14 protein-coding genes are annotated in these 16422 nt (G+C 67.9%); 5 read left to right on the top strand and 9 right to left on the bottom strand.

Annotated features, from left to right (window positions below; all coding sequences use genetic code 11):
* Window positions 1-56 precede the first annotated feature (56 nt).
* From OHB12_RS32375 to OHB12_RS32365, 4 genes are all read left to right on the top strand, one after another.
* Complete coding sequence (locus OHB12_RS32375; RefSeq protein WP_327113759.1) at window positions 57-905, top strand: MerR family transcriptional regulator; 849 nt, start codon at window positions 57-59, stop codon at window positions 903-905.
* Between the two features lie 331 nt (window positions 906-1236).
* Complete coding sequence (locus OHB12_RS32370; protein WP_327113757.1) at window positions 1237-2331, top strand: methyltransferase; 1095 nt, start codon at window positions 1237-1239, stop codon at window positions 2329-2331.
* Between the two features lies 1 nt (window position 2332).
* The gene (locus OHB12_RS36510; RefSeq protein ID WP_442799895.1) at window positions 2333-2518 is read left to right on the top strand and encodes a helix-turn-helix domain-containing protein; all 186 of its coding nucleotides are present in this window, start codon (window positions 2333-2335) and stop codon (window positions 2516-2518) included.
* A gap of 15 nt (window positions 2519-2533) precedes the next feature.
* Window positions 2534-3784 carry an RNA-guided endonuclease InsQ/TnpB family protein gene (locus OHB12_RS32365; protein ID WP_327113755.1) on the top strand — a complete coding sequence of 417 codons (1251 nt, stop codon included), beginning with the start codon at window positions 2534-2536 and terminating at the stop codon, window positions 3782-3784.
* Between the two features lie 143 nt (window positions 3785-3927).
* On the opposite strand, the gene OHB12_RS32360 is transcribed toward OHB12_RS32365, so the two are convergent.
* From OHB12_RS32360 to OHB12_RS32320, 9 genes are all read right to left on the bottom strand, one after another.
* Window positions 3928-4278: a hypothetical protein gene (locus tag OHB12_RS32360; protein WP_327113753.1), complete on the bottom strand. Its 351-nt coding sequence runs from the start codon at window positions 4276-4278 to the stop codon at window positions 3928-3930.
* Between the two features lie 135 nt (window positions 4279-4413).
* On the bottom strand, window positions 4414-5319 hold the full coding sequence (locus tag OHB12_RS32355; RefSeq protein ID WP_327113751.1) for a hypothetical protein: 906 nt from the start codon (window positions 5317-5319) through the stop codon (window positions 4414-4416).
* 67 nt (window positions 5320-5386) lie between these two features.
* Window positions 5387-6001, bottom strand: coding sequence for a nitroreductase family protein (locus tag OHB12_RS32350; RefSeq protein WP_327113749.1), 615 nt, complete (start codon window positions 5999-6001; stop codon window positions 5387-5389).
* Window positions 6001-6996 (bottom strand): ScbA/BarX family gamma-butyrolactone biosynthesis protein, encoded by a 996-nt coding sequence (locus tag OHB12_RS32345; RefSeq protein WP_327113747.1) that lies wholly within the window; start codon window positions 6994-6996, stop codon window positions 6001-6003. Before OHB12_RS32345 ends, OHB12_RS32350 begins: the two co-directional genes overlap by 1 nt.
* On the bottom strand, window positions 6993-7913 hold the full coding sequence (locus OHB12_RS32340) for a nucleoside-diphosphate kinase (protein WP_327113745.1): 921 nt from the start codon (window positions 7911-7913) through the stop codon (window positions 6993-6995). The genes OHB12_RS32345 and OHB12_RS32340 overlap by 4 nt, the downstream gene beginning before the upstream one ends.
* Entirely contained in the window at window positions 7910-9001 is a 1092-nt protein-coding gene (locus OHB12_RS32335) for an SDR family oxidoreductase (protein ID WP_327113743.1), read from the bottom strand. Before OHB12_RS32335 ends, OHB12_RS32340 begins: the two co-directional genes overlap by 4 nt.
* Entirely contained in the window at window positions 8998-9264 is a 267-nt protein-coding gene (locus OHB12_RS32330) for an acyl carrier protein (RefSeq protein WP_327113741.1), read from the bottom strand. The genes OHB12_RS32335 and OHB12_RS32330 overlap by 4 nt, the downstream gene beginning before the upstream one ends.
* Window positions 9261-12791 (bottom strand): AMP-binding protein, encoded by a 3531-nt coding sequence (locus OHB12_RS32325; protein WP_327113739.1) that lies wholly within the window; start codon window positions 12789-12791, stop codon window positions 9261-9263. Before OHB12_RS32325 ends, OHB12_RS32330 begins: the two co-directional genes overlap by 4 nt.
* Window positions 12781-15477, bottom strand: coding sequence for a phosphoenolpyruvate synthase (locus OHB12_RS32320; protein ID WP_327113737.1), 2697 nt, complete (start codon window positions 15475-15477; stop codon window positions 12781-12783). Before OHB12_RS32320 ends, OHB12_RS32325 begins: the two co-directional genes overlap by 11 nt.
* 214 nt (window positions 15478-15691) lie before the next feature.
* Between OHB12_RS32320 and OHB12_RS32315 the strand changes: the two genes are divergently transcribed.
* On the top strand, window positions 15692-16396 hold the full coding sequence (locus OHB12_RS32315; protein ID WP_327113735.1) for an ESX secretion-associated protein EspG: 705 nt from the start codon (window positions 15692-15694) through the stop codon (window positions 16394-16396).
* Window positions 16397-16422 lie beyond the last annotated feature (26 nt).

The raw sequence follows: 16422 nt of genomic DNA, 5'->3' as shown, positions 1-16422 counted from the left end.
CGCAGGGATTCGAAACGCGAGCGCCGCCGGTCCATCGGCGCGGTTGAGCGAGGGAGGTGAGGTCGACGGCGGAGTACCGGATCGATGACCTCGCGCGCGCCGCGGGCACCACCACTCGCAATGTGCGCGCCTACCAGGAGCGCGGTCTGCTCCCGCCGCCGGTCGGCAAGGACGGCCGGGCCAGCATCTACGACAACTCGCACCTGGAGCGGCTGCGCCTGATCGACGCGCTGCTGCAGCGCGGCTTCACCACCGCGCACATCGCCGACTTCATCACCAGCTGGGAAACCGGCAAGGACCTGACCGAGGTGCTCGGCCTACAGCACGCTGTAACGGCGTCCTGGGCCAAGGACGAAACCTTCGAGGTGCCACGCGAACTGATCGGCACCATCCTCGGCCCCGAAGCCGACGAGCTGGTCGACCGGCTGCGCGAGATGAAGCTGGTCCGGCTCGAGGGTGAGACGGTGGTGTTCACCGAGACCCAGCTGCTCACCTCGTTCGCCGAACTCCACGAGTACGGCCTCGAACTGCGCACGCTCATCGAGATCTACGCCGAGGTGGCCGACCGGATCGATGACATCACCCACATCATGATCACCGCCGCCAAACAGCACATCATCGACGAACACGGACCGGGCTGGCTCCCGGACACGAGCAGCGAAATCGCCGACACCACAACGATGCTGAACAAAATGCGGGAGCTGGCTGTCGCGGCGGTGCACTCCACACTGGCCCGCTCGTTGGACGTGACGCTGCGGCGCGAACTCGGCGACTACCTCGCCACGGCCGCCGATCGGGAGCGGCAGCGCAGTGAATCCCGTCCGGAGGTCAGCGATCAGCTGACGACTCGCGAGGTTCACCGCCCCCGACCACAGTCCGCGCCGAACGAGACGTTCCACACATAGCGCGCCGCCTTCGCATAGCAATGCTGTTCGCACACAGGTTCACACAGCACCGATGCCGCACATAAGTCGCCGGCCTTCGCAGCCGAACGGCCTTCACCAGCCAGCAGCCAACGCCCAGACGGCGGTTCACCGACCACTCAGGCCCAGACGGCCGACCAGGTGATCGGGCCGACCGAGGACTTCGCCGAGCGGATCCGCGCCCACGGTCTCGACCGGCCGATCCGGGGCCGCAGGTCAGAGCGCGCATTCCCGCGTGCACGCCCGAACGGACCCACTGCGACGTACGCTCCTAGACGAGCGCAGAGTGCCGACCTTCGACGGAAGAGTCATTATGGCGTCCGACCGACCGAAAATCCCACCGCAGCCGCTGGTGCGCGCTGTCGAATCGGCCCGCGCGATGCTGGCGGTGGCGTTCCGCAAGCTGGTGCCGGGACATATCGCGCTGATGGAGCTGACCGCCGCCGGATGGATCACCCAGGCGATCCATGCCGCGGCTGCGCTCGGGATAGCCGACGAGCTCGCGGCGGGGCCACGGTCGAGTGCGGAGCTGGCCGCGGCGGTCGGCGCCGACGAGGACGCGTTGCGGCGGCTGCTGCGGCTGCTGATCAGCCACGGCATCTTCACCCAGCGCCGGGACGGCAGGTACGCACTGACGCCGATGGCGCGGGCGCTGCGCCGCGACGCCGACGTGTCGCTGCGCGACGCGGTGCTGTTCTTCGGTTCGCCTGGCCACCGCGACCACTGGTCGCACCTGGTCGACGCCGTCCGCACCGGCAAACCGGTCGGCGAGGAGCTGGACGGGATGCCGTTCTTCGACTACGTGCAGAGCGATCGCGAACTCGGCGAGCTGTTCGACCGCGCGATGACGAGCATCAGCACCCTGGCCATGGAACCGCTGTTCGCGGCCTATGATTTCGGCCGCTACGAGACCATCGTCGACGTGGGCGGCGGCGAAGGAACCCTGCTCACCGAAATCCTCCACCGCGCACCACGCTCGCGCGGGATCTTGTTCGACCTGCCCGAGGTGGTGGAGTCCGCACCCGCCCGGCTCGCCGAACTCGGCCTGGCCGACCGCTGCTCCGTCGAGAGCGGATCGTTCTTCGACACCGTCCCGAAGGGCGGTGACGCCTACATCCTCAAACACATCGTGCACGACTGGGCCGAGCCGGAGGCGGGCCACATCCTGAGCGCGGTGCGGGCGGCGATGACGCCCGACGCGCGGTTGCTGATCATCGAGTTGGTGGTTCCCGAACACGCCGGTCCGCACCCGAGCAAGTACATCGACCTGGAGATGCTGGTCAACGCAGGCGGCCGAGAGCGAACCGAGGCCGAGTACCGCGAGTTCCTCGCCCGCCACGGGTTCACGCTGACCAGGCTCGTACCGACCGTGTCGCCCAACAACGTGCTCGAGGCCCGGCCGAGCTAGGGTGCGTCTCCCAATATCTTGTTCGCCGGGGTTGGTGCCTGCCGTTGTTGTCGGTGGCTGGTGGCATGCTGCTGATGTGGTGCGGCACACATCATTCCGGTTCTGCTTGGACCCGACGGTCGAGCAGCGGATGGTGCTGTCGCGGCATGCCGGGGCGGCGCGGTTCGCGTTCAATCAATGCCTGTAAGCGGTGAAGTCGGCGTTGACCGCCCGCAAGGCCGATCCCGCGGTGTCGGTGCCGTGGTCAGGGTTCGATCTGATCAACCATTTCAACCGGTGGAAGAAGTCCCAGGACGCCGGGAGGGTCTTCGCCGTCGATACCGAAGGCACCGCCGCGGTGGTGGTGACCGGTTTGGTGTGGCGTGATCAGGTGTGTCAGCAGGTGTTCGAGGAAGCAGCGGTCGATTGTGGGCGGGCGTTGGCGGCCTGGGCGGACTCGCGTCGCGGTACCCGCAAGGGCTGTCGGGTCGGGTTCCCTCGGTTCAAGAAGAAGACCGCAGCATCTCGATCGTTCCGGTTGCGCAACAAACACTCCCAGGGCCGTCGCCCGCCGATCCGAGTGGGTGACAACGACTGTCCACGGTCAGTGACGTTGCCGGGGATCGGGACGGTGCGGGTGCATGACGACACGCGCCGGTTGCGGCGGATGCTGGCGACCGGTCGGGCGAAGATCCTGTTCGCCACCCTCGGTCAGCGGGCCGGGCGGTGGTCGGTCACGTTGAATGTGGAAGCCGCCGACCTGCACCCCGGCCTGTGTCACCCACCTCATGGGGATAGGGATCATGGTGGCTGGGCGGGGGTCGATCGCGGGTTGTCGGCATTCCTGGTCGCCGCGACCGGCGACGGCCGTGAGGTCGCTCGAATCATTGATCCGCCGAAAGCATTGGCGGCCGGGATGCGCAAACAACGCCGTCTCGCGAAGGCGGTGTCGCGGAAATTGAGGGGTTCCAGCAATGGACGCCGGGCGGTGGCCAGGTTGGGTCGTCATCACGCACGTGTCCGCAACATTCGTCAGCATTTCCTGCATCAAGTCTCCAGCGTGCTGGTCAAAACCCACGACCGGCTCGCCCTGGAAGACCTGAACATTGCGGGGATGCTGCGCAATCGGTATCTGGCGCGGGCGATCAGCGACGCCGGCTGGGCCGAATTCGCCCGCCAGGTCTCCTACAAGCAGGCTTGGCGCGGCGGCACCGTCATCCTCGCCGATCGCTGGTATCCGTCCAGCCAGGTCTGTTCCCGCTGCGGCACCCGTAACCGCGAGCTGACCCTCGCCGACCGCGTTTTCCGGTGCGGGAACGGACACGAACTCGACCGCGACCACAATGCCGAGGTCAACCTCGCCGCCTGGGGCGAACAACACCATGTATCCCAGGATCCGGGAGCCCGAAGCGCGAGCCCCGGTCATCAACGCCCGCCGACGGGAAGGCACCGGCCCACACACGCGTGTGGGTGAAACCGGCCCGAATGACGCGGGAACCAACACCCACGCCGTATCGGCGTGAGTCGAGGACGTCCGAGAAGGACGGTGTCTACCGACTCTTACCGGTCGGGAGACACGCTGTAGCTTCTGCCGTGGTTCCGTTCCTGCCGCACAGCTTATGGCGCGGCAGGCATGACGAACGCGGCGGTCGCGATACCCACCGTATTGTCGGAAACGCAGGTGACGCGCATCGCCCTGCCGACCGGCGTCTGCTGAGACTCGAATCCGCTGTAGTAGCCGAACACCGGCTCGGACTGCGCAGGCGGGACGAAGAAGCCGAGGCACTCGGCCTCCAGCACCGAAGACCCCTCACCGCTATGGCAGAGCGCGGCCGCGTCGGTGAGCCCGCGGTCGACGAAACAGCCTGCCGGTTCGGCGGAGGCGGGCCCGGCTCCCGCGAGGAGGAGTCCGGCCGCGATTACCAGCAGGCCACCGCCTCCGCTTATCCGCCGCATCATGGTGTGCACCGCAACCCTTTCCTCGGCAACTCTGGCGTGCCCGCGTCCGGGCCAGTATCATCCTCGAGTCCCAAATCCTCGGAGGTAATTTCACCAGAATCGGGCGGACCGGTCGAGTGCGACACAACCGAGACCCCGCGCCGTTCAGGAAAGGACCAGAGCCTGCGCGATGAGGACGAGATAGAGCGCGAGAATGAACACGACCGCGGGAAGCACAGGATGATCCGGTCGATCCCCGGCGACGAACCGCCAGAATCCGAAGGCGGGAATCAGCAGCAGCGGCAATGCGATCCAGGCGATCAACACCCCGAGCCCGGAACACTCCCACGGCCGGACCAGCGCGAGATCACCCGTAACCGCCACCGCGGCGCACAGCAGCGCGGCGACCGCGCTGCCCCTGGCTCCCAGAACATTCGAGTACAGCATCGCGTCCGAACGCCCAACCCGAGTCGTCTTCCTCGCGAACTCGAACTGGAGGAAAGCCCCCGCGAAGACGACAGCGACAGCCGCCGCCTGCCACCGCGTGCCGACGGCGCCGGTGTCGATCGCCGAAACGACGACATATGCGGTGACCAGCAGCTGCACCGGATAGGTGACGACCAGGTTGACCAGAATGTTCGTCCGGATCGTCTCGAAAAGGCGCTCCATGCCCCACAGCGCAAGCCCGTAGACCAATGCCGTGGCGATCATTACGGCCGATCCGACCGACAGCGCGAGACTCGCGGCTCCGGCGCCGACCGCGATGAGGCCCATGGCAATACGCAGGTCGGCGGCGCTGACCGCGCCGGTGACCAAGGGACGATCGGGATTGTGCACACGGTCGTATTCGAGATCCTTCTGCTCGTCGACCATGCGGAGATACAACAGCACGAACGCGACGACCAGAATGCGCACGACGGTGGCGCCGGTCGGATGCCAGTCCAAGCCGGTCACCAGCGCGGCGGTACCCTCCAGCGCGAGCACCCAGAGGATGCCGTAGAGCAGGTAGTGCGGCTTGTACATCACCGCAGTGAAGTGTGTGATCCGCGCGGCGGAGGCGAGCACGCTCATGCTGTGTCCTTCCTCGCATTCCCGGGCCCTACGTGGTTACGCAAACTGCCGCCTCCAAGCCTTACCCTCATGCCGTGCCCCATCTGTCCCACATGGTCACCTCGGTGGCGGGGGCGCGTCGACCGGCCGCGGACGGCCCGGGCCGCAGATGCGCCACCGGGATCAGCGCCACCTGCGCCACCTCGTCGAACGGGATACCGAGTAGCTCGGCGATCTCGCGCTCGTAGAACAGATGCGCGGTGGTGAGGCAGGAGCCGAGCCCGCGCTCGTGCAGCGCGAGCATGAAGTTCCACACCGCCGGATAGATCGAGCCGTAGAAACTCGCGAGCCGCGGCGGCGAGGCAGGTTCCGGCGGGCGACCGATCGAGCAGACCAGCACCAGCGCGGGCACCTCGTGCAGATGCTCGGCGAGATGGCGGGCGGAGGACAAATCGCCGAGCTGATCGGGGCGCGGGGTGCGGCCGGAAAGGTTGGCGGCGAACACTTTTCGATAGTACTCGGCGATCCGCTGCTTCGTCTCGGAGTCCTGCACCACCAGAAAGCGCCACGGCTGGCGATTGCTTCCGCTCGGCGCGTGGACCGCGATCCGCACACAGTCCAGCAGATCCCGGCGGGCCACCGGGCGGGTCAGGTCCAGCCTGCGGCGGAAGGCCCGGGTGGTGGTGAGCAGTTCGACGCCCATCAGATGCCGTCCACGGTCAGGTCCGCGCCGTCCTGCTCGGTGACCAGGTCGTCCTCGGCGAATTCGAGGTCGACCGCGGCGGCGACCGCGCCGCACTGGCGGATCTCGCAGTGCACCACGGTCCGATCGGCCTGGCTGCCGGTGATCTCGGTGACGCATTCGGCGGGACGGTCCAATTCGACGAACCGCTCGAACGTGCTGCCGACACACTCGAGCCGCAGCAGCTGCGGAACCACCATGGCCAGCGCGGTCTGCCTGCACGCCTCGATCAGCAGGCTGCCCGGCACGTGATCGAGTTGGTGGTCGAACAGGAAGGGGTGGTTGAGGTCCGGCGCCAGCGCCGCGCGAGCGGCCGTGCCGGCCAGGTCTGGCGGGCCGATCACCACATTGCGCCAGTTCTCCCTGCCCACCGCGGCGCAATCGGCGCGTTCGGTGTGCGCGGCGGCGCCGGCGAACGGGCCGAGACCGAGGCTGTCGCGAAACGCGGAGCGCAGTGCCGACCAGTGCTGCTGTGTCGTCCAGGAGAACGATCCGTCGACCGTCATCATCGACTCGGCGCCTGCATCGATCTCGAGCACCATGTCCAGCCCGATCAGCGTGTCACCGCTGTGGTGGCGGCGGGGCACCCGGACCTTCATCACCAGATCCGCAGGTGCCGTGGCGATCTCCCACGCAGCGGTATCCGCGCCGGTGCCGTTGAAGGTTCGCACGATGAAGGCCATCTCCGGCGGCACGTTATAGAACTCGTGGGTGAGCGCGATGGCGCCCTGCCGAGCCGCCTCCATGACCAGCAGTGGGTCGTAGCGCAGGCCCAGCTGTCCGGCGTGGTCACCGTAATAGGCGTGCATTCTGGGAAGTTGGGCGCCGACCACGAATTCGTCCTCGCCGAGGGCATCCAGCGAGGTGACGAACACCTCCGACACCGCGCATCGGTGCGCTAGCTCGCGGGAGATCGTGCGGAGGTGGGTCGCGGTCTTCACCGTTTGGACGTTCACGGTCGTGCCTCCAACCATTCTTGCGCCGACACCGGCCGCAGCGTCTGCGGCTGCTTGCCGGTCCGCATGGGAAGTACATAGGACCCGAGCACGATCACCGACCACGGGTCGAGCTCTCGATCCTCGTCCCACGCGGCGTCCAGCAGGCGCGCGCAGTCCGCGTCCACCGCCGGATCGAACTCGGACGGGACCGACACCCCGGCTCGCTCGAGGTCACGCAGGATTCGCTCCAGTGCGTCGGCTCGGTCGAAACTGCGGGCAGGCGTGTGCGCGTACAGGTCTCGGGCGATCGCGACGGCCTCGGACGCACGGTCGGCGCCGGTCGTGATCTGCGCGAGCACCGTCGCCCTGCTTCGCTCGTCGAGGTAGATGGCGAGTTCCCGCAGCACGTCGGCGGGATCGTCGGGCGAGTGCACCAGATTCAGCAGGTAGCTGTGGCGCCCGAGCAGATAACGCAGTTCGCCCGGCGTGCGCTTGCGGGGGTCGGTCGCGCCCTTCGCCTCGGTGAGCCGGACCGGGACCGGCAGGTCGCCGTCCTCGCCCCGCACTACCAGCACCAGCACGTCCGCGATGCGAACGAGCAGATCGGCCAGGCGCCTGCGCTCGGGCGAGGCGATGTTCCATGCGAAGTACCACAACGCGCGGGCCAGGTGCCGGTCCACCGGGACGCGGCGGGCCGCGACAACCCGAAACCCGTTGTCTCCCAACCACTCCAGCGTGGGCTCGATCCCTCTCGCGACGACCGCGTCCGGCTTGAGCAGCAACAGGGAATGCTCCCTGGCGAACTTCGCCGCATCGATGCCGAGACGATCGAGCTGATCGACGGTCTCCTGCAGGTAGGTGTCGCCCAGGTAGGCGTCCACCTTCTCCGGCTGCGGCGTCAGCGCGGCGAGCAGCTCGCGCAGCGGAGCGTTCACCGGCCTGCTCCGCCGAAGTCGTTGCCCGCCAGCACTTCCTCGATACCCGGAAGCGGAACACCGAGATAGCCGGCTTCCAGACAGTGGTCGAGCAGCAACCGCAGATACTCCTTGCCGGTCGGCGGGGACGGCCTGCCGATCAACACCTCCGCGTGTGTGGTGTCGAAGACCAGACGGCGCTGGAAGTAGCTGGTGTAGAGCGACCCGATCCGCCCGTAGTATTCGCGTTCGATCGTGCCGAGATCCTCCTCGCGGAAAGTCGCCGCTGGCACGAACGTCGCGACCTCGAACGACGGGTACTCGGCCAGGACGTCCGAGACCTCACGCAGCGACAGCGTGTCGCGGCCGAGCGCGTGCAGCGTGCACCCGTGTGCCGAGTCGAAATCCAAGACCGCTGCGGCCACCACGTCGGCGACGTGGTCGACCGGCGCCAGAGACAGCGTCGCGTCGTAGCGGCCGGGCAGCGAACGCAACTTGCCCTCGACCATGAGTTTGACGACGGTGTAGAGGTTCTTGTACTCGCGGATCACGCCGGTGTCGCTCGCTCCGGTCACGATGCCGGGCCGCACGACGGCCGAGCGCACACCTTGCTCGCTCGCGGCGCGCACCAACTGCTCGGCCCGAAACTTGCCGCGCTCATAGCCGTTTCCGAATGACTGCCCCAGATCGAGATCATCCTCGGCGATGATCCCACCCCGCATGCCGCACACATACGCGGTACTGACGTGCACCAGCGGCACATCCCACTGCCGGGCGAGGGCGATCGCGTTCGCCGCACCCCGCACGTTGAGTTCGTCGTACTCGGTTTCGGAGGCGTCGAACGCCGTGGTCGCCGCGCAGTGCACGATCATCCCCACCCGTTCGGCGAAATCGTTCCGGTCTCGGTCGGACAGACCGAAGCCGGGGGCGCGGATGTCGCCCGCGACCGACGTGCCCGCGCCGATCTGCGTTCCGTCGTTTCGGACAATGCGCGCCTTGCTGTGCAGCACGGCGGCGACCGGTCTGCTCGCGGCGGCGAGCCGAGCGACCACTTCGGCGCCGATCAGTCCGGTGGCGCCGGTGACCAGCACCGTGTCGCCGCCTGTCACGACGAGCCTCCCGCCACGCTGCGCCCGACCAGGGCGATCACCTCGCCCACCCGGCGGACACCGACCAGCTCCTCCGGCCGGTAACGCGGCAGTCCGAAGGCGCGCTCGAGCACCACGGTCAGCTCCATCAGCCGCAGCGAATCGAAGCCGAGATCCTCCACGAGCCGCCGGTCGTCGCCTTCGGGCGCCCCGTGATCGGGCGCCATGGCACGGACCAGCCCGCGTACCCGTTCGGCCACTGCAGTATCGGCGGCGGCGGTCATGCCCGGCCCCCTTCTCGTAGATGGGGTTGCTGCCCACCCGAGGCCAGCAGGTCGCGCGCCTCGTCCAGGGGCAGATCGGTGTCGAGATAGCCCGCGATGCGCAGCCAGTCGTACCCGATCGCCAGCGTGCGCCGCCACTGCTCGCGCGAGTCGAACGAGGCGGGGAAACCGTCCACACCTGCTGCCGGATCGGTTCCCGCGGCGACCAGACGCACCAGGGTGACGAAGTCGTCGAGCGTCGCCAGACCGGCCATGGCGTCGCCGCCTGCGGCGATGATCTCCGAGAAGCGCACGCGCTGAGCGGATTCCAGTCCAGCAAGCAGGTCGTCACGGTACGCGGCGTGCGGCGGCAGGATCCGGCGCAGCGTCGCGGCGGGAGCGACGTCGGCGGGCAGCGGATGGAAACCGAAAGCGCTCAACACCACCCGTACCGCCATCGCGACCAACCGGTGCGCCGCGATGTCGGCGACCGCGCTCTGGGTGTTCTTCACCGCGCCCGCCAGATCCTCACGCGCGTTCTCCAGCACGACGTTCGACCAGACGAGGTTCAGCGCGCATTCGGTGAAGCGCCGTGCAGGCAGCGGCGAGAGTGTGGCGACCGCGTCCGCACGAGCCGCACCCCCCACTCCGAGCGTGGGCGCGATCGTCGCGGGCACCGGGGTATAGGGCCGCAGCGGTGCGCACATCGCGAGCGCGGGAGTGATGAGTCCACCACCGCGCCAATGCAATCCGACCAGTCCGAGCCGAAGGAACTCGGTGAGCTCGACGGAGATGTCACAGCGTGCGCGCGCCAGCACGTCGGCCAGCGAGTGGCGGAACACCACCGACCGCCACGCTGGGGCGCCGCTGTCGGATAGCGCGAAGACGTCGCTGTCACCGCGCAACACATGGATGCGCGGGCCGATCGTCCAGGTGGTGACGCCGGGGACCCTGGCGAAAAGGATCCGCTGTGGATCGTCGACCGGTTCCGCTACGCCGAGGTCCGCTGCCAGCTCCAGCAGCTGTTTCCAGGCGCCGAGGACGATGGGCGGGGTGTCACCGAAGGTGCGTGCCTCATCATCACCCGCCCACGCCTCCGGGCCGCTCAGGTCGCGGTAACGGTCGATCAGGTCGCCGCCGCCGATCCGGTCCAGCTGCCGGGGTAGCCACTTGGTTTCCAGATAGGTTTCGCCGCGGCGGGCCGCCCATCCCTTCATCGCCTGAAGCAGCCCGTCGCGTGCCCAGCCGATGGCCTCGTCGCGTGCCTTCAGGGTGCGCAACGCGGCGGCGTAGCGCAGGGCGTGGAGCGCACGGCGGCGCCACCAGTTCGCGATGATGCCCGCGAAGACGGGATGCGGTAGCAGAGCACGCAACTCGGTGACGTCAGGAGCGTCCGGCGTGGTGCGCACCACGGTGGCGCGCAAAAACCGTTGGCACCGATTGAGCACGTCCTCGTCGAGTTCACCCGGGGCCGCGGCGTGCGCCACCTGCTCGAGCCGGCGGCACAGCTGCGCCACCGAGCAGGTGCGGATCTCCACACGGCGGCCGTCGACGAACAGCACGGTCGGCAAGGTCGGCAGTTCCGCGTCGCCGGGCGCCAGGACCAGAAAGTCCACGTCGGAGCCCTCGTTGCCGAAACCTTCTGCGAGCGAGCCCTCGAACAGGATGGTCGAGTTCGCCGGAACCTCGACGCTGTCCATGGCGTGGTCGAGCAGCATTGCCACGCGGTCGGCGGGCAACGTCGGTTCCGGTGTGCCGTCCGCGGCGGCGGGACCGGCGACAGGTGCGCTCTCGTCGCCTGTCGCCGTTACCTCGGCCACGCTGTCGGAGTGCGAGTCCACCGTGCCCGCGGTCACGATGCCGTCGGCCTCGTGCACCACCGCTCCGGCCAGTTCGCCGTCACGGAACTGCTGCCACATATACCTGCGGCGCGGCTTGCCGCTGGAGGTACGCCGGATGATACCGCGCGGTCCGGTGACGATGGTCACCGTCTGTGCGGGCCCGAGTTCGCCGCGAATGATTCTGCGCGCCCTCGCGATCCACTCCCCAGGCCCGGACTCCGCGAACAGCGCGATGCCCTGCGAGCCGGGATCGGTGATCGCGACGGCCGCGAGCTTGCCCTTGGTGATCCCGGTTTCCCCGGCCACCCGCGATTCGATGTCCTCCATGAAGACCGACCGTCCGCGTACTTTGAGACTCGACCCCATTCGTCCCAGCACGAAAACCTCGCCGCGGTGCAGGAATCCGGCGTCCCCGCTGTAGAGCGCGCCGTCGGCGATCCGGGTGGACGCGGTGGCCGAATCGTCGGAGTAGCCGAGCGCCACCGAATCACCGACCACCACCATCTCACCGAGCACCCCGTCGGGCAGCTCCCGTCCCTCCTCGTCCACAACCCGCACCGTCGATTCGGGCGTCGAATAGCCGAGTCCGGTGATCCACCCCGCACCCTCGACGCGGTGCGTGTCGTCGAGCAGTTCCTCGTCCAGGACGCGCACCGGCTCGCCGAACCGCAGGCTGGGGTTGTCGACCCGCAGCGCGGTGATCGGCCGGTTGCGTGCCGACGAGGTCACCATCAGCGTCGCCTCGGCGAGACCGTAGGCCAGCGTGTAGGCGTTCATCGAAAAGCCTCGGCTGCCTGCGAGACTCGCGAAAGACTGCAGGTCGGCCACTTCAACCGGTTCGGACCCGACGGCGAGCGTGCGCCAGCCGGACAAGTCGAGGTCGGCGATCGCCTCCTGTCGCACCCGATGCGCGACGTAGCCGAGCGCGAACGACGGCGAGGGCGAATGCTGGGCATGCGTCATGGCACGCAACCACCGCACCGGATCACGGACGAACTGATCGGGGCGCATCAGATACAGCTCGCCCTGATTTGTCACGGTGGTCAGGAACGCGCCGACCAGGCCCATATCGTGGTACAGCGGCAACCAGGAGACCATTGCCTCGCCGTCGCGCCAGTCGATCAGCGCCGAGATCATGGCGATGTTGTTCGCCAGGTTGTGCCAGCTGACCCGCACTCCGCGCGGCGCGCCGGTGGAGCCGGAGGTGAATTGCAGCAGCGCGCACTCGTCCGGTTCGCCGAACTCGCGCACCGCGGGCGGCGCGGGCAGGGTCGCCGCACCGATCACGAGCGGTTCGTCGCTGCGGCCCGCCACCTCGGCCGCCTGCCGCACCAGTTGCTCGAACTCCGGGGAGGTCACCACCAGCCGTGGGCTCGCTGCGGTCATGATCGCGGCGATGTGCGCGACGATCTGGACCAGGTCGCCGAACATCGGCGGTGCGACGGGTGTGAAGACGCCACCACAGGCCCACACGGCGTAGAACGCGGCGACGCAGGGGAAGCCGGTCGGCATGATCACGCAGGCGCCGTCACCGCTGGTCATCCCGTGCGCCCGCATCAGCGCCGCGATGGACCAGGTCTGCTCGGCAAGTTCGGCGTAGCTGCGGAACTCCCACCCGTCTACCTCGTCGGCGAGGTGGATACCGGCGGCCCCGGCGGGCTCGGCCAGCCAATGTCGCACTGCCGCAACGTCTTTGTCACTGTGCATCGTGGTGGTCTCCTTCGGACAGCACAGTAACCGTTCCATTGGTGCCGTCCACCCGAATCTTCGTGCTGGTCCGTATCTTTTTGGTGACGTCTTTGACCTGGACCACCGTCGGAACGCCCAGTTCCCGCGCCACAATGGCCACATGAGTGAGCGGGCTGCCGCGCTCGATCACCAGCGCCGCGGCCGAAGGCAGCGCGGCCACCCATCCGGGATCGGTGCGGTAGGCCACCAGGATTCCGCCCGCGACGTCGCGCGGCTCGTCGACCACGATGGCTGTTCCCTCGGCGACTCCCGCGCCAGAGGGCGTGCCCGTCAGCACCGTACCCGCTTCGGCCGCAGGGGTGTCGGTGATCGGAACCCATCCCTGGCTCGCCAATTCCGCGCGACCGAAGGTCGAGCCGACCGTGACGAATCGCGCCGGAGCGGCCAGCCCGGAATCTCTGGCGCGCTGCGCCTTCCGCGCCACTACCAACCCGCGTAGACCGCTGGTGTCGGCCCCCTCGAAGCTGCCGCGCAGCTCCTGCACGGTCAGGTGGAACACGTCGGAGAACTCGTCGATCACGCCGCGCTCGGCCAGGTCCCGGCCCATCACCCGGATCATTCGTTTGACCATGCCGAAGGCTCTCGTACGGCAGAACCGCAGCCGCTCGCGGTGCGCGGCGCAGCGGGAAACCTTGCCGCGCAATCGTTCATAGATCCGACGGCGGATGCCACCCAGGTGCGCGTCGAGGTACTCCTCGGCGTCGTCGCCGCGGCTGAGCGGTGCGGCCGGAAGGGCGCTGCGCAGCATGACGAACAGGCTCGCCGGATCCTCGCGCAGATCAGGTGTTTCGAGTTTGAGTTCGTCGAGGCTGCGGTAGCCGTAACGGTCGATGTACTCGTCGACCCGTGTGCGGAACTCCGGATGAGCAGACAGCGCGGGGTAAATCTGTTCCGGCTTCATCGAATTCACCACAATGGTCAGGTCCGGATCGGCGCGCACCAGCTCGGCCATCGCTTGCATCGCACGCGCCGGCTCGGCCGATTCGACGTCGGCGCCCGGCCCGACCACGGCGTAGAGGAACCACTCCGGCGCCTTCGGCAGGAACAACTTGGTCAGCAGGTACATCAATCCGGTGCAGGTCAGCAGGATCGCGTCCAGCACCATCAGCGGACCCCAGCGTTCGACCAGATCCCGGTCCACCCTGCGGTAGGCGGCATACGCCTGCTCGCCGGAGAGCGCGGTGTAGTCCAGGGTGTCGTACTCGTCGTAGACGCGGTAGAAGTCGGTCATGAACCGCTCGACCATCTCGTCGATGCCGAACAGTCTGCGCAGATAGGTCACGGTGGTGATCGCACGGGACCGCGCCTCGGCGAACGGAGTGCGGAAAGTGAATGGGTGCAACGACTTTGCGATGTCATCGGTGAGTGACTCGTCCACGCCGAGGGCGGCCTCGAGCACTTTGCGGTTGAGCGGGTAGCCGGGGGCGATGCCCACCATCCGGTACCAGTGCAGCAGGTTGTAGTAGACGCGGCCGTGAAAATAGCCCAGCAGCACCGAAGTCCAGCTCTCGGTTTGACGCAGCTGCTCGCGTGGCACCCGCAGCGATTTCGCGTAGCCGTGGTAGACCCGGCCGTAGATATCGGCTGCGGTCGTGTAGGTCAGCGGGGAGGTGACGCCGCTGAAGCTCTCGATGATGTTGGAGTTGTCCCAGATTCTCTGCTCGGCGTCGGGGACGTCCTCACCGGCACCGCGGAGAATCGCACCGTCCGGCACGCCGACCGCTGTGGTGATCGGTCGCGATTGCAGCAACCACAGGCCGTCCTCGTCGATCGCCCACTCGATGTCCTGTGGCGCGCCGAAAGTCTCCTCCACCCTGCGGCCCAGCGTTGTCACCTCGGCGATTTCGGCCTCGGACAGCGTCGGCTCGACTCGCCGTGGCTCGTCGACCTCGGTGACCACCAGGCCCTGCCCGTCGGTCGGCGCGTAGAACCGGTCTTTGTCCCCTACTACTGTCTCCAGCACCGCGCCAGAGGATTTGTCGACCACCACCGAGTCGGCGTCCACCGCGCCGGACACCAATCCCTCGCCGAGCCCGTAGACCGCGCTGATCACGAGTTCGTCGGACGCGCCGCTGATCGGGTTCGCGGTGAACGCCACACCACTCGCCCGCGCCGCGATCAACCGTTGCAGCACAACGGCGGTCGCGACCGCCCTCGGCTTGCCGTCGGCGAAGGCATACCGGACCGACCGCTCGGAGAAGGCCGAGGCCCAGCAGGCCCGCACCCGGTCGAGCACCGCGTCCAGACCGTGGACGTTCAAGAATGTGTCGAATTGGCCCGCGTACGAGTGTTCGGCGCCGTCCTCGGCGGCCACGGAGGAGCGCACCGCGATCGGTCCCGCGCCGAGCCGGTCGTATGCCTCGGCGATCAGGGCACGGATCTCGGACGGAAGGGGTGTCGCGCCGATCGCCGCGCGCATTGCCTCGGCCGCCGTGAGCGCCGAGTCGAGATCCACCGCGGACGTGACGTCGATCACGTTCGTTGAAGGGGATGCGGCGAGGAATCGGGCACAAACGTCCGTACCGAGCGCGGTCCAGTCGGGGACTCGGAACCCACCCCGATGCAGCCGGTGCAGGCCGCCGGCCTTCCCGCCGCCGATAGCGGATATCGTCGCGTTATCGCTCCACGATCCGAGAACCTGCACGCCACACTCCCATCACCCCGAGATCGTTGTGAGCACAGCGCTCCGGCACGATCGAGCCGAGCAATAGCAGCTGGGGTCGTTTGTTGTATATCCGATAATCCGCTGCGGCGTTAGCCCATAATCCTGGGTCCCCATGTGCGACAGGTCCGATTCGCCCTGTGGACCGCTAGGCTGCGAGCAGCATTGGCGGGTTCGGTGAGGATGTGATCAGGCCGTGGATTGGACCTTCACTCCAGACGAGTTCGCCCACATCTGGCGCGAAACCGATCTTGATCGCCACCCGTATCCGCTGCGCATCCTGGAAACGCCGCGGACCGAGGACCAGGCCGAGAGGCTGAGGATCGCACTCGCCGAGCGGATGCCGCTCGGCTCCGACCCGGATCTTTCTGCCTGCCTTCGCATTCTGGCGAAGCCGCACACCAGGATCGTGGCGATCGGCGCCGCGCACGAGCCGGGCAGTGAACTGCGACTGCTGGCCGCGACGATCTACGATCGCGCCGTGCTCGCGGTGCAGGAACCCGGCGCGACGGCGGATTTCGGTGGCCGCGTTCGTGTTTCGATCGGACACAGCGGCAAACTGGGGACGCGGATCGCGGCGCTGCTTCCGAACACCCCGCCGGGCGCGCAGCCTGCCCGCGTCGCGCAGGCCGACGCGGTCCGCGATGAGGAGATCGTGCTGACGCGGCAACCGGCCGGGCCGCGGATCCGCAGGCTGCTGCTCGCGCCGCACACCGCAGCGGGACACATCCGGATCGAGCCGCGACTGGACCGTCCGACTCCACCGCCGCCGATCCACTACACCTGGATCGATGTGCGGAATGACGGGCGCTACCTGATCAAGGCCGGCGACGCAGTGCGCATCACCCCCGCCTCGCCCGAACAGATCGCCGCACAACTGCAAAAACGCATTCCGGCATAGGTTGTCTCGTCCCCCGCACCGGTCGG

The organism is Nocardia sp. NBC_01730 (assembly GCF_035920445.1).
Lineage (GTDB): Bacteria > Actinomycetota > Actinomycetes > Mycobacteriales > Mycobacteriaceae > Nocardia.
This window is presented reverse-complemented; position numbering and strand designations above follow the sequence as displayed.